The sequence below is a fragment of the Anaerovorax odorimutans genome (assembly GCF_024459955.1).
GTDB classification, from domain to species: Bacteria; Bacillota; Clostridia; order Peptostreptococcales; family Anaerovoracaceae; genus Hominibacterium; species Hominibacterium odorimutans_A.
Genome location: NZ_JANFXK010000007.1, coordinates 124,851 through 151,140, shown reverse-complemented (window position 1 = coordinate 151,140; position 26,290 = coordinate 124,851). Strand labels below are relative to the sequence as shown.

The window sequence follows — 26,290 nt, the reverse complement described above, 5'->3', positions numbered from 1 at the left end:
TTATGAAACTGGAAATAAAAAATTTGAAAAAAACCTACAAAGACAAAACAGCGGTTGACGGGGTCAATTTGGAGATAACGCCAGGGGTATGGGGGCTTTTGGGTGCCAACGGAGCCGGAAAAACCACGCTCATGCGCATGGTCGCCGGAATCCTTACCCCCACGGAGGGCGAGATCCTTTACGACGGTATTCCAATAAAGGAAATGGGGGAAGCCTACCGTGATATCTTCGGCTATCTGCCTCAAACCTTTGGCTTTTATCCTGAATTTCGGGTCAGGGATTATCTGGAGTACATGGCTGCCTTAAAAGGACTGACCAGAAAGGATACTGCCCGAAAAATTGAGGAGCTGATGGAAAAACTGACCTTGAAAGAGGTACGAAACAAGCAGATCCGCAAGCTTTCCGGCGGGATGCAGCGCAGGGTGGGAATCGCCCAGGCGCTGCTCAATAATCCGGAAATCCTGATTTTGGATGAACCCACCAGCGGGCTGGACCCGGGGGAACGAATCCGCTTTCGCAACCTGTTGTCGGAGTTTGCTAAGGACCGCATTGTGGTAATCTCCACCCATATTGTCCCTGATGTGGAATACATCGCCACCTGCAACATTCTTATGAAGGATGGGGCAATCATTGATATCGGGACCACCGAGGAATTGGTAAAAATGGTAAAAGGAAAGGTTTGGGAAGTCAGCCTTACGCAGGAAAAGCTGGGGCCTTATGAAGCTCGCTTGAAGATTATTAATGTACGCAACGAGGATACAGGCAATGTCAGAATGCGATACTTATCGGATATACCCGTTCTGCCGGGTTCCCAGTCTGTTCCGCCGCGGCTGGAAGACTTGTATCTGTGGCTGTTTTCCGGAAAGGAGGAAGCATGATGATCCGTTTAATTGGACTTGAGATAAAAAAGGTGTTCGCAAGCCGTATGACTAAAATCCTTTTGGCCCTTGCTCTCGTGCTTTCCATTGTCATGGCCCTCACTGTGATCCATTATACCACCTGGTCCTACACGGATAAACAGGGGAAGGAGGTCAAGATCACGGGATTTAAAGCGATCGAAGCAAACAAGGAGCGGATGAAACCCTATGAAGGGCCGCTGACAGAGGAACGGATTGAAGAGGTGTTCCGCATAAACCGGGGAGACAATAAAGAGGATGTGGAAGACATTTATGAGAAAGGAGGCCACCCCACCAAGATGCTGCTGGCGTCCCTATGGCAGGTATATCAGGATGATGAAGGGCTGCCCAGGCCTCTGAGCAAAATTGATGACCGGGACGCCAGAAATTTCTACGGGCAGCGGGATGCCGCGGTGGCTGCGTCCATTGCCGCTAAATATCCCCACAGCCCTGAAATTCAGGAAAAAGCGATTGCTATCAATGAGCAAGTGGAGAAGCCGTTTACCTTTGTCTATGGCTATGCCAACAGCGATGCCGCTGACTATGTACTGCTTTTGAATATCCTGCTGGTGATGCTCTGCAGCATTCTGGCCGCGCCGTTTTTCTCCTCCGATTATCAGACCGGGGCCGATGATATTCTTCGGTGTACCAGAAACGGACGGACAAAACTGGCCTGCGTGAAGATCTTTTCCGCCCTTATTCTTTCAACGGCCTGCTTTACCGTCTGCATGGCGATTTTTCTTGTGATCGTCAATACGGTTTACGGATGGGACAGCCTGGATGCTTCGATTCAGTTTACTTACAGCGTTACGGTCCTGGCACCTCTGACGGCCGGCGGCGTTCAAAAGCTGACGGTAGCAGTCGGATTCGTGGCATTCCTGTCCATGATCAGTTTTATTCTGATGATTTCCTCCAAGACCAGGACCGCGGTAGTATCCATGATTCTGGCGCTGGTTTTCTGCCTTCTGCCGTCGCTGATTTCCAGTATCGGCAGCGGCAATATCATTGAATGGATCAGCTGCCTTCTGCCGGCAGGGGGCGTGGGACTCACCCACAGTTTCCTGTTCGAACTGACAGGCACCACCTTCCTGCAAGCTGGCGATACGGGGTTCTGGTCGCCTTACGTAATCTTTATCGCGGCTGCCATCGAGCTGCCTCTGTTTTTGATTTTAACCGTCCGCTTTTACTGCAAACATGAAGCTTAATCCCATAGGAATGAAATTATAAATGCTGTGAGGAGCTGACCGCCCGGATAAAAATCCGCAGGAGGCAGCTCCTTTTTTCTGCTGGTTTGGGCCGGTTCTGTGGTACAATAAAACCAGTATGCAGGAAAGGATAGGCAGGGAATGTCAAACAATGTTTTTAATTTCATATACATAGCAGTCATTATTTTAGGCGGTATGGGGCTCACGCTCAGCGCTCTTTTGCGTATACGGGAAAGGGACAAACAGAACCTGGCAATTTTGCTTTTTGTCGCAGCCATGTTCCTTTACATGGTGGTGGATTTTATCACTTACTATTTTCTCAATGAAAATGTGGCGGGAGGGGTAGCCTTTGCGCTGATTACGGTTTCTGACATTTTATTCAGCCTGCTGATTGTTGCCTGGCTCAATCTGATTATCGTTATGCTCCAACTGCAGGACAAAGTGAAGATTAAATGGTGCTTTTGGGTTTCTGTTCTGTATCAAATCGGTTCGCAGGCTCTGTCCATTTCACTGGGGAGGTATGATTCCTATCTGATGGTGGAAACAGGATTGGGAAAAATCGTGCTGCAGACGCTCAATGCCGCATACGTTGTTTTTGTGATCGGCGTGTGCCTGTTTTGTTTCTGGCAGCTTCGTAAAAAGGATTCTCTCAGCAGAAGTAAAAATTTGTATGTTTTTTTGCTGGCGCCGTTGATTTTATATATGCTGTGGATTGCTTACTGGGATTACAGCACCTGGTACAGAACGGAGAGCAATCTGAACCAAATCTACGGGCTGGATCCGTTACTGCTGCTCTATGCGTTACTGAGCCTTTTTCTCATTTATTATTTTGTCAAGAAAGATCCGCTCAAGCTGGGAAGCCGCCAGGTGGCTCCGGAAGATGCTGTGGCGGTCATCGCGCGGCAGTATGGCTTGTCGGCCAGAGAAGAGGAAGTGCTCAATCTGCTCAATTGTGGACAGAGCAATCCGCAGATTGCCGGGGAATTGTCCATATCGGAGAATACCGTAAAGCGTCATATCAATCATATCTTTCGAAAAACAGAAACCCAGAGCAGACATGAAATCATTTATAAGATTTCCAATGTCAGCAAAATTGATCTGTAAAGTAACTTTCTTGTTACAAAAATCTAACATATTTGCACGAAACCCCCGCTAACACCTTTGTGCTATTGCGAAATATTGCGAAAATACAGTAAACTCCCAATTAACAAAACAAACTGACAATGCTTGAAAGGGAGGTGGAACAGCATGGAACAAAAGGTGGCCAATACCGGAGCAGACGCTCAAGGTGTGGCGGGGTTAAAGAAATATGATGTGAAAGCAGCGGGTATCGTATTTATGCTCTACTGTTTGGTAGGAGCGGGAGCATTCGGTATTGAAGAAATGATACCGGAAGCAGGACCAGGCATGACGCTGCTGCTGTTAGTAATTTTTCCAATTATATGGGCGCTGCCGATCAGCAACATGGTTGCGGAGTGCGGATCAATGCTTCCGTCGGAAGGCGGCGTATATGTATGGGTAAAAGAAGCCTTTGGAGAATTTTGGGGATTTCAGACAGGCTGGTGGGCAACGGTTTCAACATATATTGTAAATGGAACCTATGTTGCGCTGGTAGCCAGTTATGTGAGCCAAATGATTCCAATATCTGAGTTTGCGGTACATATTCTGAAAATCGGAATGATTTTAATTTTTACCATTATTAATTTGATGGGAGTCAAGGAAGTCGAAAAAGTAAGTACGATTCTTTCCATTTTAATTCTATTAGCATTTATGCTGGTTGCGATTGTAGGACTGGTTAACTGGCAGACCAACCCAGTCGAACCGTTTGTGCCGGAAGGTTATAATCTGGTGGACGGTTTAGGCGGCGGAATCTGTGTGTGCATTTGGATGTACTGTGGATATGAGTGCATTTCCAATATGGCCGGTGAAGTAAAAAATCCGCAGGTGATCCCCAAAGGGCTGCTGATTGCAATGCCACTAATCGCAATTTCTTATGTACTGCCGACGCTGGGCGGACTGGCGTGCCTGCCGGAAGGGTCCTGGGAGAACTGGGCGACCGACGGCGGATATGGAAACGGCAGCATCGGTTACGCAACGATTCTGACTACTTATTTAGGTCAGGCGTGGGGTTACGTTTTCCTGGTGATCGCGATTATCGCGCAGTGTGCAATTTTTAATACCTATTTGGCATCGGGTTCCAGAGGCTTCTTCGTATTGGCGGATGACAACCTGAGCCCGAAATTCCTGGTAAAAGTCAGTAAAAAGCGCGGCGTACCTTATGTCGGCATCATCTCTTTGGCAATCGTCACATTGATTCTGGCCCAGTCGGATTTTGCTACTCTGGTCAACATTGAGGTCGTGTTCATTCTGGCCATGTACATCGTGTTATCTTTGGCAGTTATTAAACTGAGAAAGAAATATCCGGCAGAAGAGCGAAAAAAACAGGGACTTTACGTAATGCCGGGAGGAAATGCGGGATTGGCATTTTTCACAGGTTTTCCAATGGTGATTTCTGTGATAGCGCTGTTGGTCAACGGAACGGATTACTTTTTCCTGGGATTGACGGCAACGGCTTCCGGTCCGATCGCATACCTGATTTTCAAATGGCTCTACGGCGGACTGTACAAGCTGGACCCGGCGGCCAATCCGATCAACAGCAAGACAAGGCTGGCCTTTGGAGACATAAAGCGCCTGGGCATCTATATGCTGGTAGTGGGAGTGTTTGCCTTTATCGGGCAGATATGGCTCAAGTGGTATGAAGTGGATTACAGCGGCTGGGGGCCGGACGATTACGATATGTTCAGCAATGCGATTCCCCAGATTCTGACAGGCCTGAAGTGGGGCGGAATCATCCTGGCTGTGGCAGGCATTCTGTTTATATGGTTTAGTAAAAATATTGAGATAGAAAAAAATAAAAGGAGCTGACAGATATGAAAAAGATTTTAGTATTAGGAACAGGCGCGCAGGGTTCAACCGTGGCACAGAGAATGGACGAAGAGCCAAATGTGGGAGAAATCATCTGTGCGGACTACGACAAAAAAGCCGTTGACGAATTGGTTAAAATTCTGAAGAAAGCAAAGGGCACAATCGTAGACGCCAACGATGTGGACAGCATCATTAAGGCGGCGGAAGGGGTCGATCTGATCGTAAACGCTCTGCCAATCGCCTTTGCGCCGAAGGTGCTGGACGCGGCGCTGGCCGTAAAAGCTAACTATCAGGACTTCGCGGCTACCGATATCCTGGACCCCTGGTGGCCCACTTGCGTACAGATGCTCTATGACAATTATGGCGCGAAGTTTAAGGAAATCGGAAAGATGGCCATTATCGGCACAGGCTCGGCGCCGGGAATGATGTGCGTCGCCACCAAGAGCTGCATGCGGGAACTGGATACTTGCGATGACATTTTGATGATGGTTTATGAAGGCGTGGAAGCAAAGCGTTTCCTGCCGTTCTGGTGGTCTCCGTTTACGGCATTGTCCGATATGACCGACCCGACCTTTGCCCTGAAAGATGGCGTGCTGGTAGAAACAGAGCCCCATTCACTGCCTGTGGTTCGTCACTTCAAGGGCTGTGAACGTCCTGTTACTCTGGTGGAGCATGCCCACGATGAGACGGTTTACATGGGATTAAACAAAGATACGCATTTCAAGGGCGCCAAGAATATCAACTTTAAATACGGCGGAGTCGGCATTGACTTTTCCACACCGCTTTACAGAGCGGGACTGCTGTCCAGAGAAGAGGAAACCTATAAGGGCCACACCTTTATTCCGTTTGATACAATTGTGTCTCATTTGCCGCCGGCACCGAAGTATTACGATGAGATCAAAGAGATCCTGGAAGAAGGGCTGGTAAAGGACGAAGGCGCGTTTGTCATTGAAGCCACCGGAACAAAGGATGGCAAGAAGGTGATGGTAGAGACGTACCTGTACGCGCCCGGCTGTCAGGAATCCTTTGAACGGGCCGGTATCACGGGCGAAATGTATCTGACCGGGCAGTGTGGATCCCTGTTTACAAAAATGTTTGTAAACGATGATTACGACCAGACCGGACTGATCTCCTCGGATATGCTGACCTATGAAGAATGCGACAAGTATCTGGCTTATGCGGAGAAACTGGATATCACGCTGGAAGTAGAAGTAAAACCACTGTAAACATTACATGAAAAATGTACTCCTAAATATAATATAGAATTGGCAGAGGCCCGAATTGTTTTCGGGTCTTTGTTCTGGTTTTTGCCAGGCGGGTTCTGTGGTACAATAAAGCCAGCATGCAGGAAAGGATTAAGGGCAGATGGAAAGAGAATACAAAACCACAGAGGAATTATTAGGGGAGCTTGCTCGATACGGAAGCATTCATATCGAATGCAGCCAGGAAGAGGAGGAAGAAATCCGCAAAGCGTTTTTACAGATATACGGGCAGCGGGAGACATCCTGGATCCTGCGGACAGACGGCGGCTATGAGCGGCAGACGGTGCGGGAGTATCTGCGTTTTTTTGAGCAGCTGTCGGGAAGCCGGAGGGACTGTGCGGAAGCCATGGAGGAATTTGAGCTGGGCGGAATCAAAACAAAAAAACTGAGGTTCTGCACGGTCAGCGAGCATATGCGCGTCAATTTCGCCCGAATCAGTCTTGCGGAAAACAAATTGTGCTTTCTAGAAAATCCCCTTTCAAATATTGACGGAGAAAGCCAGAAAACGATTCTCAAATGGGTCGGAAAGCAAGCGGAGGCAGGAACGAAGTTTGTGACTACCACGCCGTCTCTGCGCCATGCGCTGCTGATGCCAGGAACGGCTTTTTATAAGGAAGACGGGAGATACATAGAAGCCGTTTCTGAGGAAGACGGCCCGCAGGCAGATCCCGGCGAAATGCTTCCCCAGAAGATCGCTGCTAAATCGGGTTCAAAGACGCTGCTCTTTGAGCCTAAGGACATCGACTACATCGAGAGCCTGAACAAGGCCAATTTTCTGTCAGTGAGAAATTCCACTTATCAGGTTTCCCATACCATGGACGAACTGGAGGAAATGCTCAAGAAGTTTGGCTTCTTCCGCTGTCACAGATCTTATATCGTGAACGTGCAGAAAGTGGAAGAAATCGAAAAATGGACGAAGAACAGCTACAGCCTGCGTCTCAACAATTCGCAGCACAGCCAGATTCCCCTTGCCAAGGGCAGAGTCGCGGAGATGAAGGAAACCTACAACTGGTAGGGGCGGCTCCGTTTATCCTTCTATAGCTCCGCTGGTCGCTTTTTTGGCTCCCATGGCTCCAAAACCATTGCGTCCAATGGTCCTTCGGGGCATAATCAAAGCCACAAGACAAAAGGAGGCATATAAATGGAAAATTTGATTGAACTGAAAAAGGTATGTCTGCGGTTTGACCTGGGCTTTGCCATCGACAACCTGACCTTCGGGGTAAGGGAGCGGGAGATCTTTGGATTTCTGGGGCCCAGCGGCGCAGGAAAGACCACGACCATCAAACTTCTGACAAAACAGCTGAAGAGAAAGTCGGGAGCAATCTCTCTGCTTGGCAAGGACATCGACAAGGTGACCCGGTCCGACTACGATGAAATCGGAATTCTTTCGGATACCAGCAATCTGTACGAACGGATGAGCATACAGGATAATTTGAACTTTTTTGCTGACCTCAGGGGAATCAGCCGCAGCCAGGTGAGCGAGGTGCTGGATAGAGTATCCCTGGGCGAGCAGAGGAAACAGCTGTTTAAAAAATGTTCCCGGGGCATGAAGCAGAGGGCGATTTTAGCGTCGGCCGTGCTGCATCACCCAAAGCTGCTGTTTCTGGATGAACCCACCAGCGGCCTGGACCCGGCTACCAGCCAGGAAATCCACAGTCTGCTTTTGGACCTGAATAGAGAAGGAACCACCATATTCCTGACCACCCATAATATGGAGGAGGCGGATAAGCTCTGCCACCGTGTAGGAATTATCAACCAGGGAAAGCTGATTGCCTGCGGTACTCCCCGCGATCTGAAACTGGAATTTGCCAGAGACGAGATCCGTGTTATGACAAAAGACAGACAGTATGTTACCGTGCAAAAGAACGAGGCGGGCGCGGAACGGATCGCAGAATTGATTAAAAACGGCGACTGCATGACGATTCACAGCAGTGAGCCGAATCTGGAAGAAATATTTTTACAGCTGACGGGGAGGGAATTCTAATGGAGCTTTCAATGAGAAAAATAAGGATTTTGTTTAAAAAGGACTTTATCGACTTTTTTAAGAATATGGCGGTGTTTGTCAGCTGCATTATACCCATCGCCTTTGCCGTTATCTATAAATATATACTGGCTGACTTTGGTATTGGGGCCCTGTACCTGATAAATATGATCCTGGGATTAAACCTGGCGATGATTTCCGTCATGATTCCGGCCACGACCATTGCAGAGGAAAAAGAAAAATTTACCATGCGCACGCTGATGCTTTCCAATGTAAGCGGAGTCGAGATTTTTACCGCTAAAATACTGGTTACCAGTGTCATTATGCTAATCAGCAATACGGTCATCTTCTTCATTTCAGGCGTGGACGCAAAGCTATTGCCGATGTTCATTGTGATTACTGTGATCGGCGGAATTCCCTTAATTCTGCTGGGCGGTTCTGTGGGAATTCTGGCCAGAGACCAGATGAACGCCGGTGTCTATGAGGTACCGGTCATGATGCTTTTCCTGCTGCCGTCAGTTTTTAACGGCCTTAATAAAACCGTGGACGCAGTCGCGGCTTTCACCCCTTGCCAGCCGACCCTGGATCTGGTGTACGCGCTGCAGAAGGGTACGCTTCTTTCCTCCGATTCGCTGATTCGGGCCGCAACGGTTCTTGGATGGATCGTCATTGCCTCAATAATTTTGATGGTGCTGTACCGGAAGCGGGGCACGGACAATTAATTGACAAACTCTCCTCCCATAACTATAATAAGCGAATAAGTAAAGGAGAGGAAATCATGAAAAGAGTAATTGTAATGTATTTCAGTCCGACAGGCACCAGCGGGAAAATTGCCGGAGCCATAGCCGGGGGCATCAGTCAGGCGATGGACTGCCAATTGGAAACAATAGATCTTACCGAACCGGAGGTCAGAGACAGGGAGTATTCCTTTAGCGACCAGGACATATTGGTATTAGGCTATCCGGTATACGCAGGCAGGGTGCCGGAGGTGCTGCAGGCCCCTCTGCGCCGGGTAAAAGGAAACGGTACCTCGGCAGTTTTGGCAGCTGTTTACGGAAATCGGGACTATGAGGATGCCCTCATTGAGGGACAGGATATTCTGACAGAGGGCGGTTTTTCCGTCATCGGAGCAGGAGCCTTCATCGGGGAGCATTCCTATTCGAAAAAGGTCGCTGCCGGACGGCCCGACGGCGAAGATCTTGCCTGCGCAAAGCGTTTTGGCGAACAAATTTCAGATAAATTGAAGAACAGCCAGCTGGCAGCCATCGAGGTCAAAGGCAACAGGCCGTATAAAGATCCCATGCCGGATATGCCCTTCCTGCCCAAAACCACGGATGCCTGCACCGACTGCGGGATCTGCGCGGACAAATGTCCGATGCAAGTCATACATAGAGATGATCCTCGCATCGTGGATCAGGGCTGCATTCTGTGCAGCGCCTGTGTAAAAAGCTGCCCCGTGGACGCAAAATACATCGCCGCCGAGCCGATCGTAAAGATCAGGGGCATGCTGGAAACCAAGTTCATGGACAGGAAAGAGCCGGAGCTGTTTTTGTAAGATAGTGGGGCTGTGTCGGACAGGGATGAGTTGGGCGAGGCTGTGTCGGGCAAGCTTGCGCCGGGCGGGGGCAGGGTTGCGATCTCCTGCGGCCTGACCCGGGCCGGAGGTGTCCAGGTGGGCAGAAAGCGCATCCATTTTTTAGGAATATGCATAATTTCTCAACACCGGGAGCGTTTTGGCATAGTTGTTGAGGTATTTCCAAGGCTTGCGGCCTCTGCGCTGGTCCAAAACCGCAGATTGGTCAAGTTTTTGAGCTTGCAGGCGCTGTATCCTTGAAAAAAGGTCAACAAAAGCCCGATTTCTTGTTGCGTGTTGATGAAAATCGCAAATTGCCGTATGAGTAGGGTTTCATACATGTGCCCAACGGCTGCGGCCCGGGCCGCAGCCTATCCGCACCCAGGCCGCGGTAACCTTTTCCTCAAATCCGCACCACAAAGTTGTAGGTTTGACGGAGCATGGAGCCGCCTAGAAGTGAAAATTTGTGCTGCCGATTGCCTCGCAGGCCGCAGGCTTATTGAAAAGCGTGTAACTTTTCGCAGTCTCTTCAAAACGTGTACAAAACACGCGATTTTATTGTTTTGTACACGTTTTACCAATAATTTACACATATTTGCCGGCCTTGAGTCTGCAGACGCCTCATACTGAGAGACCGCCAACGCCGGTCTCTTCAAACCTTTCACCCTTCGATTTCCCAGGCATCCCGCAGATCCTCCAGGATCCCCATAAAGGCTTCCTCGGGTATAGTGGGAAAACCCAGCAGCAGCTGGGAACGGGGACAGTTTTGCGGCTCGATATAGAGGACCTCCGTGGAATAAAAGCGAATACCAATGCGCTCAGCCCTTTCAATCAGCTCCTCTTGAGAGAAAGGGCTTTTTACATTCAGCAGAAGATGTATCCCGGCACCGCCGCCGGAAACCGATATGGTATCGCCAAAGACTTTTTCCAGACCGGCCAGCAGGGCCGCCTGCTTTTTCCGATAAACAGTCCTCAGCCGGTTGATATGCCGTTCATAGCCCCCGCAGCCGATAAAATCCGCCAGAGCCAGCTGGTGCAGCGGCGACACCTGAGAATTATACCGATGATAATAAGACCGGTACGCCGGCAGCAGGGATTTGGGGAAAACAATATAGGCCGTGCGCATGGATGGAGCCAGGGATTTGGAAAAGGTCCCCGTATAAATGGTCCGGTCATGAATATCCAGAGACTGGAGGGAAGGAATGGGATTGGTGTAATAGCGAAGCTCACTGTCATAATCATCCTCAATCAGATACGTCTCCGTTTCCTGAGCCCATGAAAGCAGCTGCCTGCGCTTTGCGATGGGAAGGACAGCACCGGTGGGAAACTGGTGGGAAGGGGTGACATATAAAAGATCCGCGTTCAATTTTTTCACAGCCGGTATGGAGATACCGTCAGACTCCACCGCTACAGGATGCAGCTGAAAATGATGGTTGGCAAAGATCGCCCGAATTCCATCATAGCCCGGCTCCTCCATGGCAAAGTTTTTGCTGCTGTTTTCAAAGATATTGGCGATAATCTCCATGGAATGCTGCTGACCGCAGGTTATCACCATCTGATCGGGGTCACAGACAACGCCCCGGGAGCGCTGCAGATAGCGGGCAATTTCCTGACGGAGAACCAGCTCCCCCTGGCGGCAGGGATATTGAATCGTCTGCTCCAGCTCCATTGCGCTGAGGGCATTGTTTACGCTTTTCCGCCATTGATCGTGAGGAAAGACCGAATTGTCCACGGAACCGTAAGCAAAATCGTAACGGGCCGGCGGCCGGGACGGAGGGGCATCCTGCTCACGGGGAGAATAAGAGGGTGCGCCTGATGACAGCTGCAGCGGAATTTCATTTACCGTAAATCCGCTGCCGATCCGCGGTTCGATGTAGCCTTCGGCAGCCAATTGCTGATAAGCCTTGTCCACCGTATTCCTCCCCACGGAAAGCTCTTCCGCCAGCTTTCGTGTAGCAGGCAGACGATCCCCGGCGGCCAGGGACCCTGAAAGAATTTCACGGACAAAAGAAGTGTAAATTTGTTCATAGAGCGGCAGCCCGCTTTCCCGGTCAATGTATAACATAATTTCTCCTTTTTAATTGGCTCCTGTCAAAATGTAATGATTGGTACTTATGTAAAAACCAATTTCATTGTATACTCATTGCAAGAAGAAAACAAGAAAAACAGGAGGTGCCAAATGGATAAAGAAATGAGAAGAAAAGAAAAAGCCATATCTCAGGAGGAAGCGCTGGAGGCTCTGGAGAAAGCGGAATACGGCGTACTTTCCACAATCAGCACGGATAACACTCCGTATGGAACACCGATGAACTTTGTTTATGTGGACGGAGCGATTTACTTTCACTGCGCAAAGGAAGGCCACAGACTGGAAAATCTGGCAGCCAACAGCAGCGCCTGCCTGAACGTGGTGGACTCTGTAAAGCTGATGCCTGAAAAATTCAATACTCAGTACCGCTCCGTTACCGTGTTTGGAAACGTGCGGGTAGTGGAGGACAAGGACGAAAAGAGAAAGGGCATCACAGCAATTCTGAAAAAACTATCCCCGGATCACCTGGAAGCAGGAGAAGAGTACATAAACTCGGCTTTTGATAAGATGCACGTTCTCAGAATGGACATCGAAAAGATCAGCGGAAAGGCAACGAGAGGATAAAGACGGAGAGAAAGACGGATAAGAATAAGAAAAGGCGAGACTGTTTCTGCAATACGCAAAAGCAGTCTTTTTTCTTTGCTATTTTGGGCGGGCGATTTATAATAGAAACATCTTATGAAAAGCAGGTGAAACAAAATGTATATTGCGGATTTACATATCCATTCCAAATATTCCAGGGCTACCAGCAGAGAATGCGTGCCGGAGCATCTGGACCTCTGGGCCAGAAGAAAGGGAATCGACATTCTGGGAACCGGAGATTTTACCCATCCGGCATGGCGGCAGGAGCTGAAGGAAAAGCTGTCCCCGGCGGAAGAAGGGCTGTACGTCCTCAAGGACGAGTATCGGATCAGGGACGCCATTACCTCCGATGAGAAGCGGCCGCGCTTTATTTTGTCCGGCGAGATCAGCTCCATCTACAAGCAGGGGGAAAAGACGAGAAAGGTCCACAACCTGATTTTGTTGCCCAGTCTTGAAGATGCGGAGCATTTGTCGCGAAGGCTGGAAGCCATCGGCAACATCCATTCCGACGGCAGGCCCATTCTTGGCCTTTCCAGCAGGGACCTTTTGGAGATCGCACTGGAGGTCTGCCCCAGAACCGTCTTTATTCCTGCGCACATCTGGACGCCGCATTTTTCTCTCTTCGGCGCTTTTTCGGGCTTTGACACCATCGAAGAATGCTTTGGCGATCTGACCGGACACATCCATGCTTTGGAAACCGGCCTGTCATCAGACCCACCGATGAACTGGCGTTTGTCGGCGCTGGACGGTTACAATCTGGTTTCCAATTCCGACGCCCATTCACCGGCCAAGCTGGGAAGAGAAGCCAATCTGCTGGACATCCCCCTTTCCTATGAAGGCATATCAAATGCCATTCAGAAAGGCGAGGGTCTTTCAGGGACCATTGAATTTTTCCCAGAGGAGGGCAAATACCACATGGACGGCCACCGCAAGTGCGATCTGTGCCTGAGCCCTGTGGAAACCAGCGAGTATGGAGGAAAATGTCCGGTATGCGGCAAGAAGATTACCATTGGCGTACTCCATAGAGTCGAGCAGCTGGCGGACCGGGGAGAGGATTATCGAAAGTCCCAGGGCGGCTATTTTGAAAGCCTGGTCCCCCTTCCGGAGGTTATCGCTGCCTCTACGGACAAATCGCCTGCCAGCGTTAAGGTACAGCGGCAATATGAGGCCATGCTGAAGGACTTGGGCACGGAATTCTCCATTTTGAGAGAGCTGCCCCTTGAGGATATCGGAAAGAGCGCCGGGCCTTGTATTGAAGAGGGGATTCGAAGGCTTCGCCAGGGAAAGGTGGAGCGAATACCGGGCTACGACGGCGAGTACGGAAAAATAAAGATTATCGGGAAGGAAGAAATCGAGGAGCTGTGCGGCCAGATGAGTCTCTTTGGCAGCTGCCCTCTTCCGGCGGGGGAAAAGCCGAAAAAGAAGCGTGCCGCCCGCCCGCTGCCGCAGGAAGCCCCGGAACCGAAAACAGAACCGGCTCCGGAAGCGCAGGAAACAAATCCGCAGCAGAAAGCCGCCGCGGAAGCAGAGGAAAGCAAAGTAGCTGTAATCGCAGGACCGGGAACAGGAAAAACCTATACCCTGGTGGAACGGATCGCCTTTCTCATTGATAGAAAAGAGCAAAATCCTTCTGATATAACGGCTGTAACCTTTACCAATAAGGCCGCGGGCGAGATGCGGCTGCGGCTGATGGAAAGGCTGGGTCCCGATAAGGGGCGGGGAGTGAGAGTTGGGACTTTCCACGCCATCTGTCTGGATATGCTGAAAAAAGCAGGAAAGCCGGTATCTCTGGCGGAGGAACAGCTGCAGCTGCAGCTGGCCGCACAGACTGCGGAGGCCTGTTCCCTTACCCTGTCTCCGGCAAAGCTGCTGCGAAAGGTATCCCAACATAAGGCGGGGATCGGCATTGATGATAAAAAGCTTTTGGATGCGTGTGAGGATTACAGCAGCAGGCTTAAAAACGCAGGGTTTCTCGACTTCGACGACCTGCTTTTGGAGGTGCTGCGCCTGACGGGAGAAAGTCCTCAGCTGCCGGATTTTTTCCCGGGCAAACATCTTCTGGTCGATGAACTGCAGGATATTAACGATATCCAGTTTCAGCTGATTTTAGCCTGGTCCCGCCGGGCGGAAAGCCTCTTTGTAATCGGCGACCCCGACCAGTCTATCTACGGCTTTAGGGGTGCCGACCCCGGCGTTTTTCAGCGAATCAGCCAGGCGTATCCCGAAACAAAGCGCATCCGTCTGGACCGAAACTACCGCAGTACCCCGCAGATCATCGACTGTGCGCTGCCGGTTATCGAAAACAACAGCGGAGAGCGGCGGATCCTGACCGCATGTGCGGCAGATGGAGAAAAGCCACGCATCATAACGGCGGAGAGCCGTATGTCGGAGGCCATCTGCATTGCCAGGGAAATCAACCGTATGACCGGCGGAATGGATATGATGGATGCCCAGAACTTCGCCGGCAGCCGGGAAACCCACAGAAGCTTTGGCGACATCGCCGTCCTTTACAGAACGCATCATCAGGCCAAGCTGCTGGAAAAATGCTTGAAAAAAGAGAGCATTCCCTGCGTCATTACAGGAAGGGAGCCGTTTCTCCAGGATCCGGCAGTGCGGGCCGCCATCCTCTTTTTCCGCTGCCTGCCGGAGCCGGAAGTTTATGAGGAGCAGATGCAGACCGCCTGCAGGGAAATTTTCAAGACGGATCTCAAAGAAACGTGCCAGTACCTAAAGGAGCTGTTTCTGCCGGAAATGAAGAGGGAAAAGCCCCAGTCCCTTCTGAGAAAATGGGCAGAGAAAACAGGTCTTTCCAACCACGAACCCCTGTCCCGTCTGGCGGACATGGCTGTGTTCTACAATGAAATGGGACCTTTTTTAGACGAGCTGCTGTTGGGTGAAGAACAGGACCTGAGACGCAGCGCATCGGGAAAGCGATATGATTCGGGAGCGGTTACCCTCATGACCCTCCATGCGGCGAAGGGGCTGGAATTTCCGGTAGTCTTTCTATGCGGCGTCAATGAGGACTGTATTCCCATGAAACATGCGGATATGGAGGAAGAACGGCGGCTGTTTTACGTGGGTCTGACCAGGGCCAGGGAAGAGCTGATATTGCTGACCTCAGAAGAGCCGTCGCCCTTCATTGATGAAATGCCGAAGGGCTGCCTGAGGCGGGAAGAAGCCTTTAAAAAGAAAAGCGCTCCCCAGGCGGAACAACTGAAGCTGTTTGACTTTTAAAAGGTGCAAAAAAACAACAAAAAAATATTACAAAACCCATTGACTATCCGGTAGGACGATAGAGTATGATAGGGATATGGAAAAGTTAAGATTTAAAAACAAAATTGAATATGCCTCCGCTGCTTATGGGGATGCCGCTTCTTACGGTTTTATCTGTACGTTTCTGCTTTTCTTCCTTACTACGGTCGCCGGTGTTGAGCCGGCGTTTGCCGGAACGATCACCGTGGTGGGAGCCTTGTGGAATACGCTGATTAACCCCATTATCGGATACCTCAGCGACCATGCCATGACCAAGTGGGGAAGGAGAAGACCCTTCATGGCAATTATGGCCCTGCCCATAGCGGCCTCTACCTATCTGCTTTTTACGGCAGTAGACCTGATCCCGCAGATTAAGCCCTTTTATTACGGGGCGATCCTGATTATCTTCTGGACCTCCTATACGGGTTTCTTTGTCCCGTATCTTGCCCTGGGGGCGGAGTACACCAGGGACTATAACGAACGGACAGAGCTGCGGTCATACGCCTCGATTTTTAACATGATGGGAAATGTGGTCGCCATGGTTATGCCGACTATTCTGGTGGCATTTCTTACAGACAGAGGCCTGTCGGTGAACGGAGCATGGTCTGCCACAGGCGCCATTGTGGGCATCACCTCCATGCTTTCGATTTTTATTACGGCCCGTGCGGCAAAGTCAAAGGATCAGCCTGCGCCGGAAGGAGAACAGACCGGACTGCCCAAACCCAATCTGATTGAAATCTTTCGCGAATACTGGCAGGTCCTCAAATTAAAACCTGTCAAGTATCTGCTTTTTACCAGCCTCTTCGCGCTGGTGAGCTATGCGATGTTTACTTCGGACCTGGTCTATTACTTTACCTATAACCATGGGCTTTCCGCGGAGCAGATCTCCGGGATGTTCCTGTACCGGACCGCTGTCTGCGTCATTCTCATTATGATTATGCGCAGGATCAGCGCGGCAACGGACAAACGGACGGCCCTGATGTGGGTGTTCGGTATTGGTGCGGTTTCCGTCACAGCGGCGAGAGTTATCGGAGTAGAAGGCATGTGGCAGCTGTACGTCTTTGTGTTTTTCGTAGCGGTTTCCACCTCCATTTACTGGCAGCTCATGCCGTCGATCATCTATGACGTGTGCGAATACGATGAGCTGGAAACCGGGAAAAAGCGTCAGGGAACCATCGTTTCCCTGCAGGGGCTGGTGGAAGCGCTGGCTTCCGGTATAGGTTCGCAGCTTTTGGGCATTGTTCTGCAGCTGGCGGGCTTTGACGGCAGCGCGCAGGTGCAGACCGAGACAGCTCTCACCTGGGTGCAGAACTCCGTGACCGTCATACCGGCCTGTTTCCTGGTGCTGGCCATGATTTCCCTTTCCAGGTACCCCATCACCAAAAAGAAGTTCGAAGAGATCCAGCGAAAGCTGGCGGAAAGAAATAAAGAGAATTGATCTTTTATCAGCGATAAACTTGGACGGCGTGCGCGGCAGAACTGCTCGCACGCTGTTTTTTTCATCTTAGGAAGCAAATCGCGCACCATAGTCAAAACCCCTTGCGAAGCAGCGGCAGTTTGAATAAGATAAAGCCAGAGAAGAGAGATGGCCATCTCGAAAGGAGGGCTTATGAAAATACAGATTAACGAAAATCAGGAGCTTTGTGAGACAGAAGTGATTATTAACTGCCGGGAGACGACACCTCAAATTCTAAAGGTGATCGCTTTGCTGCGGGCTTCAGAAAAGAAAATTACAGGGATGAAGGATGGCAGGACCTATATTTTGGAGGCCGCAAAGATCCTCTATATTGATACGGTCGATAAGAAAACCTTTTTCTATACGACAAAGGATGTTTACGAGACGCCGCTGAGACTGTACGAGCTGGAGGAGCAATTGGGCGGCAGTGATTTTTTCAGAGCTTCCAAGTCCACAATTATCAATTTCAATCAGATCCAGTCCCTGCGGCCTGATTTTGGGGGCCGCATGCTGGTGCAGATGTCCAATGGGGAGAATCTCAGTGTTTCGCGGCAATACGTTTCGACGATCAAAGAAAAACTGGGATTGCTGTAAGGGGGTAAGATAATGAATAGATTTATAAATGGTATGATAAAGTGGAAAAATTATGCGTGCATGATGTTCACAGGCTGCGTGTGCGTATACGGAGCCATTGCGCTGGTCTACGGAGAAGAGGAACTCAGTATTTGGGTTATCCTTCAGCTGCTGATTCTTTCGGCATTGGGCACGCTTATTCAGGGAATCGCCTTTGTGCCGGATTGGATCATCAAAAAGGCTAAGTACACCACAAGAATGATTATTTTCGTAATACCCTTCCTGGTGCTCCTGACCGCGTTTGCTTTAATTTTTCGCTGGTTTCCGGCGGACAACATGATAAGCTGGCTTATTTTTATCGGTATCTTTCTGGTCATATTCGTTGTTATGACACTAAGCTTTGAACTGGCCTTCCGCGTTACGGGAAAGCGGTATGACGGCCTGCTGGGTCAATATAAAAAAAATCGGAAAGAATCGTAAAATCCCACAACTGACCGAATGGAAGGAGATCGGCAAAAAAGTTACAGTGAAACCTCTGAAACCGTTGAAATTTCTTGATTTTAGGTGTTGACAGACAGGCTCGGGGCAGTATAAAATAAAGTTACATCCAAAGGGAAAGGGGTGTAATTATGAGTGCGATAAAAAAAGAGGCCTTGACGAAAGTCTGTATCGGCTTGATCATGGTTGCCATGATTGGCCTTTGCATTGCGAATCCCAATGAAGACGCGGGGACCGATTGTATTATTTCCGGTCAGGTCGTAATGATAGAGGATGACGCGCCGCCTTTGGCAGCTACTGTTTCCAAAACCACCACAAAGACAACAGTAAAGAAAAAGACAAAGGTTAAGAAGTTAAAGAAAAAGGCCAAGAAGAGCAAGACTGTCACTAAGAAGAAGACAAAGAAGAGTACCAGCACGAAAAAATACAGTGCAAAAACAGTCAAAACACAGAAAACAGTCGTAACGACTACCAAGACGATTACCAAAAAGAAATCGAAAAAGCAAACAATAAAGACGACGATAAAGACAACGATTAAAACAACGACTACCACAAAGACCAATACGGCGGCTGCGGCATCAAGCGGCACCAGCGGCGAGGTGAAGATCAGAAGCATCGCACCTAACGCGGACCCGGGCGTTCTGAATGCATTTGAAAGCGGCGGCTATAAAGTTGTTGTCAATCCGAAAGTAAGCTACTCGGGTGTTTTCCGTTCAGCGACAAAGACGATTGAGCTGAAAGCGGCCAATTCCGTTGTATATCATGAGCTGGGACATTTCGTTTCCTATCGGACAGGAAGGGCTGACAGCACCAGCGAATTCAAAGATATCTATAACGATGAAAAGGGAAAATACAATTACAGCAACAAGGCTTACGTAACGCAGAGCTCCGGTGAATATTTTGCGGAATCCTTCAAAAACTATACGGAGAATCCAAGCAAGCTTAAGAGCGAACGGCCGAGAACATACAGCTATGTGAAATCAAAGGTAGATCAGTTCTAATAAAAATTGAATCAAAACCGCTTGCAGAGAATGCAGGCGGTTTTAAATTGCGGGAATATTTGATTCTTATGCGTACATTCTTTATAATAGAGTGGAAAAACAATTTAGGAGAAAAAATTATGAAATTAATATCTTGGAATGTAAACGGAATCCGCGCCTGTATGGGAAAGGGATTTCTGGACGTTATAAAAGAGCAGGACGCGGATATTTTCTGCGTTCAGGAGACAAAGATGCAGGAAGGGCAGGCAGAGGTCCCTGCGGAAGGGTATCATCAGTACTGGTGTTCGGCTGAGAAGAAGGGCTATTCAGGAACAGCTGTCTTTACAAAGGAAGAACCGCTTTCCGCAGCCTATGGAATCGGTATTGATGTTCACGATCACGAGGGCAGGGTAATCACATTGGAATACGAACATTTCTATCTGGTTAACGTGTACGTGCCCAATTCCCAGAATGAGCTGAAACGTCTGGATTACCGTATGCAGTGGGAAGATGATTTCCGTGATTACGTCTGTCGGCTGGATCGGGAAAAGCCCGTCATTATCTGCGGTGATATGAATGTGGCTCATAAAGAGATCGACTTGAAAAACCCCAAGACCAACGTAAAGAACGCAGGCTTCACCCCGGAGGAACGGGAAAAAATGACCTCTCTGCAGGATGCGGGTTTTGTCGATAGCTTCCGCTATTTTTATCCGCAGACCGAGGGCATCTACTCCTGGTGGAGCTATCGCTTTAACGCCAGAAAGAACAATGCGGGATGGCGTATTGATTACTTCCTGGTATCTCAGCGCCTGAAAGAAAAGATGAAGGATGCGTCAATTCTGACCGACATCATGGGCAGCGACCACTGCCCGGTGGTGCTGGAACTGGATGTATAGAGCAAAGCCTCAGAGAAATTAAAAAAGGTTTATGGCCAGCTGTTTTCAGCGACCGTAAACCTTTTTATATCTTTACCAAAGGGCGTCTTCATCGATGCCGATATCGGCGATAAAGATTTTACCGCAGTACTTTTTAGCAAAAGCCTTTAAATGAACAGGCTTTTTATTATGAAAGGTTACTGTCAGATGGGCGTTCACCGCATTGGAATCGATCTGGGATTTACGAATCGCATCGCCTCCCAGCCCGGAAGGAATATCCAGGGCGCAGATCAATGCCTTGTCCGCGAACTGATTGATAAAGGCGGCGGCTTTCAGCGCGTTGGGCCTCAGCTGCCCGTGAAACCCCGTACCGTAGATGGCATCCACAAGGATATCCTGTCTGCCGCGGATCTCCATAAAAGGCGATTCGGTCTTTGCCATATCGATGATCTGAACGCGGTCTTTAATCAGCTCAAAATTGGTAATGGCGTCCTTCGCAATCGGTTCGCCGTCCACAAGGACGATGGTCACCGCTGCGCTCTTTTCCACAAATTTTCTGGCCACTACAAAGCCGTCTCCGCCGTTATTTCCCTTTCCGCAGAAGAGTATGATCTTGGCTTTGGAGAGGGGCTGCTTATATTCGGAAGCAATGATATTGGCTGCCGCGCAGCCAGCGTTTTCCATCATTTGATAATAGGAAAGGCCTGCCGCGTCAGCGCGCTTTTCCAGGATTTTCATTTGTCCGCAAGTAACGAAATCTCTCATAATTTTCCCTCCCTGCTATTTTTTCATAGGGGATAAGTCCAAGCCTTCATAAGGGGATAAAAAGGATTTTATCTTGTCCAATATTTCAGCGCATCCTCCGTTTTTTTCGGACTCCACGTTCAGCGGAAGGATCGGATCATGAAGCGATTTTCTCAGCAGGCACCAGCCGTCGGCAAAGGCAATGCGCACACCTTCATAGTTGGGCGTAACCACGGTCATCTCCGGGTCTTTCTGGGCAAAATCCTGCAGGTCTTTGAGAATTCGATCGCCATATGCGCCAAAGTCTAAAGCAGTTATAGGAATACGGACTTCTGTCGCCTCCGCAGGCTGGCGAAGGGTTTCGATCAGGCTGTCCAGCGTTTTTCCTTCGAGATGCAGCTTAGCCGTTTTAATGACAATCTTTGTGGCCAGATACGCACCGTCGTCGAGGAAATAATTCTCTTTAAGCGCCGCGTGGCCGGAAGTTTCGATGGCCAGCTGGCAGTCGATTCCCTGCTCATTCAACTCAATAGCTTTGTTGATTACATTTTTGTAGCCGCGCTTAAAACGCAGATGCTTGAGCCCCAGGCTCTCTTCCAGGAATACGGTCAGGGGATCGCTGGTTATACTATCGGTAACAACTGTGCTGCCGGGATGATCCTCCGCGATCAGCGCCGCAGCCAGCGCAACGATGCCGTTTCTGGCAATTTCCCGGCCGCGGTGATCCACAGCAGCCGAACGGTCCACGTCCGTATCAAAGATAAGACCCAGATCAGCGCCGTTTGAAATTGTTTTCAGCGCCACCGATTCCATAGCGTCCCGGTCCTCGGGATTTGGAGGATGGTTGGGGAAAGTTCCATCCGGTGAAAGATACTGGCTGGCGCTGGTATCGGCGCCCAAAGGCGCCAGAACTTTCTTTGCGTAAAAGCCGCCGCTGCCGTTTCCGGCATCCACTACGATTTTCAGACCTGTGAGGGGCCTGTCGTAATGATCGGGGTGGTTAACTCCCTCCTGGATCATGGTGCGCAGGTGAGCGCAGTAGGTTTCCATCAGATCCGCTTCCTCCGAAGGATATCCCTTTTTCCCGAAAATGAGGATGCGCCTGTCAAGATCGGGTTCCCCCAACGCGGATAGTTTTTCGTCAGACTGGGCAAACTCAATGATCTGAGTAATATCGCTCTTATTGAGGCCGCCATCCTTGTCAAAGAACTTGAAGCCATTGCGGTTGTAAGGCAGATGGCTGGCTGTGATCATGATCGCGCCGTCGCAGTTATACTGTGGAAAGACGGTGGACATGAACATCGCCGGTGTGGAGGCCAGCCCGCAGTCGAGGATGCGGACTCCATAAGGTCCCAGGCCCATGAACAGTCCGCCTTTCAGGTGCTGTCCCGAAACCCTTGGATCGCGGCCAACGGAGATGGTTATCGTTTGAGGCGCTTTGCCCGTTTTATTGCACAGCCAGAGCAGATACCCTTTGGCCAGCCTTTCGGCCTCCGTATCCGTCAGGTTAGGCAGCTCTCCGGGAATACCGGTCAGAGCGATTCCTCTGATATCGCTGCCGTTTTGCAGCTTTTTAAAGTCAAATTCAGTCATACGTGTTCTCCTTATACATAAATGCTTGTACATATTCCAGTTTGCGGGTTTACCGATTCTGATATTGAATATGCTATGTATTTATGGTACATTTAAAAAGTGTGTGGATACGATTATCCATAGAACCATTATAAAAGAAAAAGTCTGGTTGTAAAAGGTGTTTTTACCAGAATTTAAAGGAGTGAGAAAATGGAGCAATTTACAGAGGTCCTCGGAGTAGCAAATGAATTTCTGTACAGCAAGTTTCTGATTATTTTGCTGATTATAGTCGGTCTGTATTTTACCATACGGACAGGCTTTGTTCAAATTCGCCTGTTTCCGGAATCCCTGAGAGTCGTTCGGGAAAAAAGCGATGAGGAAGGGAGCTTATCGTCCTTCCAGGCGCTGATGATCGCCACAGCTTCCCGCGTGGGAACGGGAAACATCGCGGGCGTATCAACGGCCATCGTCATGGGTGGTCCGGGAGCGCTGCTCTGGATGTGGATCATGGCGGTTATTGGCGGAGCGTCTGCCTTTATCGAAAGTACGCTGGCGCAGGTCTATAAGGAAAAGGACGGAAAGATTTTCAAAGGCGGTCCGGCCTACTATATCCAGCGGGCGCTGGGGGCCAGATGGCTGGGAATTATCTTTTCAATACTTTTAATCCTGACCTTTGCCTTTGGTTTTAACGGGCTGCAGTCCTACAATATCAGTTCGGCATTCGAATACTATGTGCCCAATTTCAGCCAGTCCAACGTACCAATGGTTATCGGCATTATTTTGGCGGTAGGGGCGGCGGTGCTGTTCTTCGGCGGAACACAGAAGATCGGAAGAGTTTCCTCCGTGCTGGTGCCGATCATGGCAGTTCTCTATATTATTATCGGATTGATTATCTTTTTTGCAAATATTTCGTATCTGCCCCATGCCATGAAGGAAGTCGTTGCCGCGGCCTTTGACTGGGAGTCGATTTTCGGCGGATTTGCCGGCTCCTGCGTAGTGCTGGGAATCAAGAGAGGTCTCTTTTCCAACGAAGCCGGTATGGGTTCGGCGCCCAATGCGGCCGCTGCTGCCAATGTTTCCCATCCGGCAAAGCAGGGTCTGGTGCAGGTGCTGTCCGTGTTTATCGACACGCTGCTTTTATGTTCCACAACTGCGTTCATTGTGTTGCTCACCGATCAGTATACGGTCGGCGGTGAGCTCAACGGTATTCCACTGGTACAGCAGTCGGTGGCTTCCGTATTCGGTACGGCAGGCATCCACTTCGTAACGGTCGCCATCTGCCTCTTTGCTTTTACTTCCCTGATCGGAAACTATTTTTACGCAGAGGCCAATATTAAATTTATCAGTGAAAACAAAGGGTTTATGTTAATTTTCCGCATCCTGGCAATTCTGATGATTTTTGTCGGCGCGCAGAATGACCTGGAAACTGCCTGGGGCCTGGCGGATGTAATCATGGGCTGCATGGCAACCGTGAACATCATCGCGATTATGCTGCTGGGCGGCATTGCCCTGAAAGTTTTAAAGGATTACCAGGAGCAGAAAGCACAGGGATTGGACCCTGTATTTAAGGCCGAAAAAATCGGTATCCATAATACAGACCTTTGGAAATAAGCAAAATACCCAGACAGAGAAAAAACCAGAGCAGGGTGAACAGCGGGCATATCTGGCCGAGAATATTTCCCGGCATCAGAGAGTAGTCCCAAATGTTCCAGTGATACCAAAGGTTGACGATCAATCCCACAGCAAATTCATAGAGTGTAATCACCAGGGCTCCTCCGGCTGCTTTCAGCAGCAGAGGAGCCTTATGAAATTGCTGGTTTAGATAGTATAGAGTAAGCAGGCAGGCTCCGCCGGTGAGCATCATCGTCCAGTGGGTGAATCCCCGAAAAAGGACTTCCATTGCTCCGTAGCCAAGAGCGCCGACAGTAAAAATAAAAATACTCATGTTTTTATTATCTGTGTCCGGAGGACAAATAGTCGTGGTTTATTTTTGAAATCATCCGGTAAATATAAGAATCAAAGCCAACTTACAAAAATGTAAGATGCGCACCCTCAAATGTAAGCCTATGTTATGGCAGGAAACTCACGCGTTTGATAGGATAATACCAGGAGAAGGAGGTGTTATTCTATGGATACGTATCTTACAACAATTAAAACGGCAATGGTTATATTCCCATTTTTGGCAATTTTAATGACCTTTCCTTATTTGGTATATCAATATCGCAAATATGGATCGATTCCGATTCTGCGGTCCGTGATTATGTATTCCTTGGCACTGTACCTTTTATGCATGTATCTTTTGGTTATTCTGCCGCTGCCGCCCATCAGCGAAGTGGCAAGCTATACAGGACCGACAAAACAGTTGATTCCTTTCCAGTTCATCGCGGATTTTATACATGGGACATGCTTTCAGATTACAGAACCATCCACATGGCTAAAAGCTTTGACCGAGAAATATGTACTGCAAGTGGTTTTCAATGTGCTGCTTTTTGTGCCGCTGGGAATTTACTTGAACTATTACTTTCAATGCGGATGGAAAAAAGTTTTGCTCATTGCCTTTTCTGTAAGCCTGTTTTTCGAACTTACTCAGTTAAGCGGGCTTTATGGCATCTACCCTCGCGGTTATCGTCTCTTTGACGTGGACGACCTTCTGCTGAATACTGCCGGCGGCCTTTTGGGCTACATGGCTGCTCGCTTTGTGCGGAAAATTCTCCCCAGCAGACAACAGTTAGATGAAAAGGCATATGAAAAAGGGCAGCAAGTGACTTTGGGAAGAAGAGCCGTTGCCTTTTGCCTGGACTGGATGCTGCTCGGTACGGCTGCAATTCTTCTGGCGCCGATTATGTTTCCGGGGTTGTTGTTCTACTTAATGCCGATCGTCTATTTTTCGCTGATGCTGTATGGGACAAAGGGCTATACACCCGGCAAACGGCTGCTCCACATTCGGGTAGTGGATAAGGAAGGTTCCGCGCCCGCACTTTCCCAGTGCGTTATACGAAGCAGCCTGTTCTACTTCGCCTTTGTTCCGCTCCTGCTTGTGTGGGCGTGCTATTACGGGATCACGCGGATAGATGGACATAAAAAACCGCTGTTCTATGAGGCCATTAGCAGAACCGGCTGTATCAGTACAATGGGCAAACCGCTGTGCGCAGGCTGGAAAGTAAAGCCGTTGCATACGCATTAACCATATTTTGCTTGCGGAGCAGCCGCGTGCGCAATTCATTGCGGTAACTTTTTTCTAAAATTGCTCTCTGTTTACGCAAAGTTGTGGGTTTGACGGTGAAGAGGTTAAAAAATAGGACAGAAGAATTTGAGCTTTAAGAAAGGATGTTCCAAATGGAACTGAGTTTAAGTTCAGAAAAAATAACAGACATGGCATAACCCACGTTTTAAACGAGACCTAGTCCCATAACGTAAGCGCCACATCTGTCTATAATAGTATACATGGTCTGAAAAAAATAACAATAGAAAAAAGATGCGAACCCACAGTTCCAGAAAAATAATTTCTATCGCCGTAGCAATGCCGCACCTTTTAGCATTAGTATATCCAATTTAAATAAAAAAGGCAATATTTAATAAATAAAACAGAGCCTACCGGTGCTGGCATGTCTGCCAAAACTGACAAACAGCGGTCAGCCATCAGCTCTGTTTATAGAAGTATACTAAATTTAGATACAAAGGACAATAAAAAATAACCCGACTTTAAAAATTGTATTGCACTAGCAGTTGCGTCAAAGGTATACAGAGCAGCTTGATAGGCAGAGATTGTGGGAGTTGTTGTAAAAAATCTATTAAAGTAACAGGAGAAGGTGACATAGGGTTGTCGTAGC

At 49.2% G+C, this 26,290-nt stretch carries 22 protein-coding genes; 18 read left to right on the top strand and 4 right to left on the bottom strand.

The genetic code is table 11. The features are described 5' to 3' along the window. Positions 1-2 precede the first annotated feature (2 nt). The 9 genes from NE619_RS08110 (at position 3) to NE619_RS08070 (ending at position 9,824) form a co-directional block, all read left to right on the top strand. Complete coding sequence (locus NE619_RS08110; protein ID WP_256131907.1) at positions 3-878, top strand: ABC transporter ATP-binding protein; 876 nt, start codon at positions 3-5, stop codon at positions 876-878. Continuing rightward, positions 875-2,101: an ABC transporter permease subunit gene (locus NE619_RS08105; RefSeq protein WP_256131906.1), complete on the top strand. Its 1,227-nt coding sequence runs from the start codon at positions 875-877 to the stop codon at positions 2,099-2,101. Before NE619_RS08110 ends, NE619_RS08105 begins: the two co-directional genes overlap by 4 nt. Positions 2,102-2,242: 141 nt before the next feature. Beyond that, positions 2,243-3,205, top strand: coding sequence for a helix-turn-helix domain-containing protein (locus NE619_RS08100; protein ID WP_256131905.1), 963 nt, complete (start codon positions 2,243-2,245; stop codon positions 3,203-3,205). Positions 3,206-3,349: 144 nt separating this feature from the next. Further along, positions 3,350-5,026: an APC family permease gene (locus tag NE619_RS08095; protein WP_256131904.1), complete on the top strand. Its 1,677-nt coding sequence runs from the start codon at positions 3,350-3,352 to the stop codon at positions 5,024-5,026. Positions 5,027-5,031: 5 nt separating this feature from the next. After that, positions 5,032-6,252, top strand: coding sequence for a saccharopine dehydrogenase family protein (locus tag NE619_RS08090; RefSeq protein WP_256131903.1), 1,221 nt, complete (start codon positions 5,032-5,034; stop codon positions 6,250-6,252). Between the two features lie 139 nt (positions 6,253-6,391). Then, complete coding sequence (locus tag NE619_RS08085) at positions 6,392-7,303, top strand: LytTR family transcriptional regulator DNA-binding domain-containing protein (protein ID WP_256131902.1); 912 nt, start codon at positions 6,392-6,394, stop codon at positions 7,301-7,303. Between the two features lie 126 nt (positions 7,304-7,429). Beyond that, positions 7,430-8,272: an ABC transporter ATP-binding protein gene (locus NE619_RS08080; protein WP_256131901.1), complete on the top strand. Its 843-nt coding sequence runs from the start codon at positions 7,430-7,432 to the stop codon at positions 8,270-8,272. After that, positions 8,272-8,991 carry an ABC transporter permease gene (locus NE619_RS08075; protein WP_256131900.1) on the top strand — a complete coding sequence of 240 codons (720 nt, stop codon included), beginning with the start codon at positions 8,272-8,274 and terminating at the stop codon, positions 8,989-8,991. Before NE619_RS08080 ends, NE619_RS08075 begins: the two co-directional genes overlap by 1 nt. 56 nt (positions 8,992-9,047) lie before the next feature. Then, on the top strand, positions 9,048-9,824 hold the full coding sequence (locus NE619_RS08070) for an EFR1 family ferrodoxin (protein ID WP_256131899.1): 777 nt from the start codon (positions 9,048-9,050) through the stop codon (positions 9,822-9,824). A 679-nt stretch (positions 9,825-10,503) separates the two neighbouring features. Here NE619_RS08070 and NE619_RS08065 read toward each other — a convergent pair. Then, positions 10,504-11,907, bottom strand: a complete 1,404-nt coding sequence (locus NE619_RS08065) for a PLP-dependent aminotransferase family protein (protein ID WP_256131898.1) — start codon at positions 11,905-11,907, stop codon at positions 10,504-10,506. Between the two features lie 114 nt (positions 11,908-12,021). On the opposite strand from NE619_RS08065, the gene NE619_RS08060 reads away from it, so the two are divergent. The 7 genes from NE619_RS08060 (at position 12,022) to NE619_RS08030 (ending at position 20,165) form a co-directional block, all read left to right on the top strand. Continuing rightward, entirely contained in the window at positions 12,022-12,492 is a 471-nt protein-coding gene (locus tag NE619_RS08060; RefSeq protein ID WP_256131897.1) for a pyridoxamine 5'-phosphate oxidase family protein, read from the top strand. Between the two features lie 135 nt (positions 12,493-12,627). After that, positions 12,628-15,744 (top strand): UvrD-helicase domain-containing protein, encoded by a 3,117-nt coding sequence (locus tag NE619_RS08055; protein ID WP_256131896.1) that lies wholly within the window; start codon positions 12,628-12,630, stop codon positions 15,742-15,744. 76 nt (positions 15,745-15,820) lie between these two features. Further along, positions 15,821-17,200 carry an MFS transporter gene (locus NE619_RS08050; protein ID WP_256131895.1) on the top strand — a complete coding sequence of 460 codons (1,380 nt, stop codon included), beginning with the start codon at positions 15,821-15,823 and terminating at the stop codon, positions 17,198-17,200. A 171-nt stretch (positions 17,201-17,371) separates the two neighbouring features. Continuing rightward, positions 17,372-17,812 (top strand): LytTR family DNA-binding domain-containing protein, encoded by a 441-nt coding sequence (locus tag NE619_RS08045; protein ID WP_256131894.1) that lies wholly within the window; start codon positions 17,372-17,374, stop codon positions 17,810-17,812. Between the two features lie 12 nt (positions 17,813-17,824). Continuing rightward, positions 17,825-18,271 (top strand): hypothetical protein, encoded by a 447-nt coding sequence (locus NE619_RS08040; protein WP_256131893.1) that lies wholly within the window; start codon positions 17,825-17,827, stop codon positions 18,269-18,271. A 149-nt stretch (positions 18,272-18,420) separates the two neighbouring features. Beyond that, positions 18,421-19,290: an anthrax toxin lethal factor-related metalloendopeptidase gene (locus NE619_RS08035; protein ID WP_256131892.1), complete on the top strand. Its 870-nt coding sequence runs from the start codon at positions 18,421-18,423 to the stop codon at positions 19,288-19,290. Between the two features lie 119 nt (positions 19,291-19,409). Continuing rightward, positions 19,410-20,165: an exodeoxyribonuclease III gene (locus tag NE619_RS08030; protein WP_256131891.1), complete on the top strand. Its 756-nt coding sequence runs from the start codon at positions 19,410-19,412 to the stop codon at positions 20,163-20,165. Positions 20,166-20,237: 72 nt separating this feature from the next. Here NE619_RS08030 and NE619_RS08025 read toward each other — a convergent pair whose 3' ends face one another. Next, on the bottom strand, positions 20,238-20,909 hold the full coding sequence (locus NE619_RS08025; RefSeq protein WP_256131890.1) for an NAD(P)H-hydrate epimerase: 672 nt from the start codon (positions 20,907-20,909) through the stop codon (positions 20,238-20,240). Positions 20,910-20,924: 15 nt separating this feature from the next. Beyond that, positions 20,925-22,481 carry a phosphomannomutase/phosphoglucomutase gene (locus NE619_RS08020; RefSeq protein ID WP_256131889.1) on the bottom strand — a complete coding sequence of 519 codons (1,557 nt, stop codon included), beginning with the start codon at positions 22,479-22,481 and terminating at the stop codon, positions 20,925-20,927. A gap of 189 nt (positions 22,482-22,670) precedes the next feature. On the opposite strand from NE619_RS08020, the gene NE619_RS08015 reads away from it, so the two are divergent. Continuing rightward, entirely contained in the window at positions 22,671-24,071 is a 1,401-nt protein-coding gene (locus NE619_RS08015) for an alanine/glycine:cation symporter family protein (protein ID WP_256131888.1), read from the top strand. On the opposite strand, the gene NE619_RS08010 is transcribed toward NE619_RS08015, so the two are convergent. Then, positions 24,025-24,405: a putative ABC transporter permease gene (locus tag NE619_RS08010; RefSeq protein ID WP_256131887.1), complete on the bottom strand. Its 381-nt coding sequence runs from the start codon at positions 24,403-24,405 to the stop codon at positions 24,025-24,027. The two genes, NE619_RS08015 and NE619_RS08010, sit on opposite strands and share 47 nt — an antisense overlap. A gap of 183 nt (positions 24,406-24,588) precedes the next feature. Between NE619_RS08010 and NE619_RS08005 the strand changes: the two genes are divergently transcribed. Continuing rightward, on the top strand, positions 24,589-25,644 hold the full coding sequence (locus NE619_RS08005) for a VanZ family protein (protein WP_256131886.1): 1,056 nt from the start codon (positions 24,589-24,591) through the stop codon (positions 25,642-25,644). The last annotated feature ends 646 nt before the right edge of the window (positions 25,645-26,290 follow it).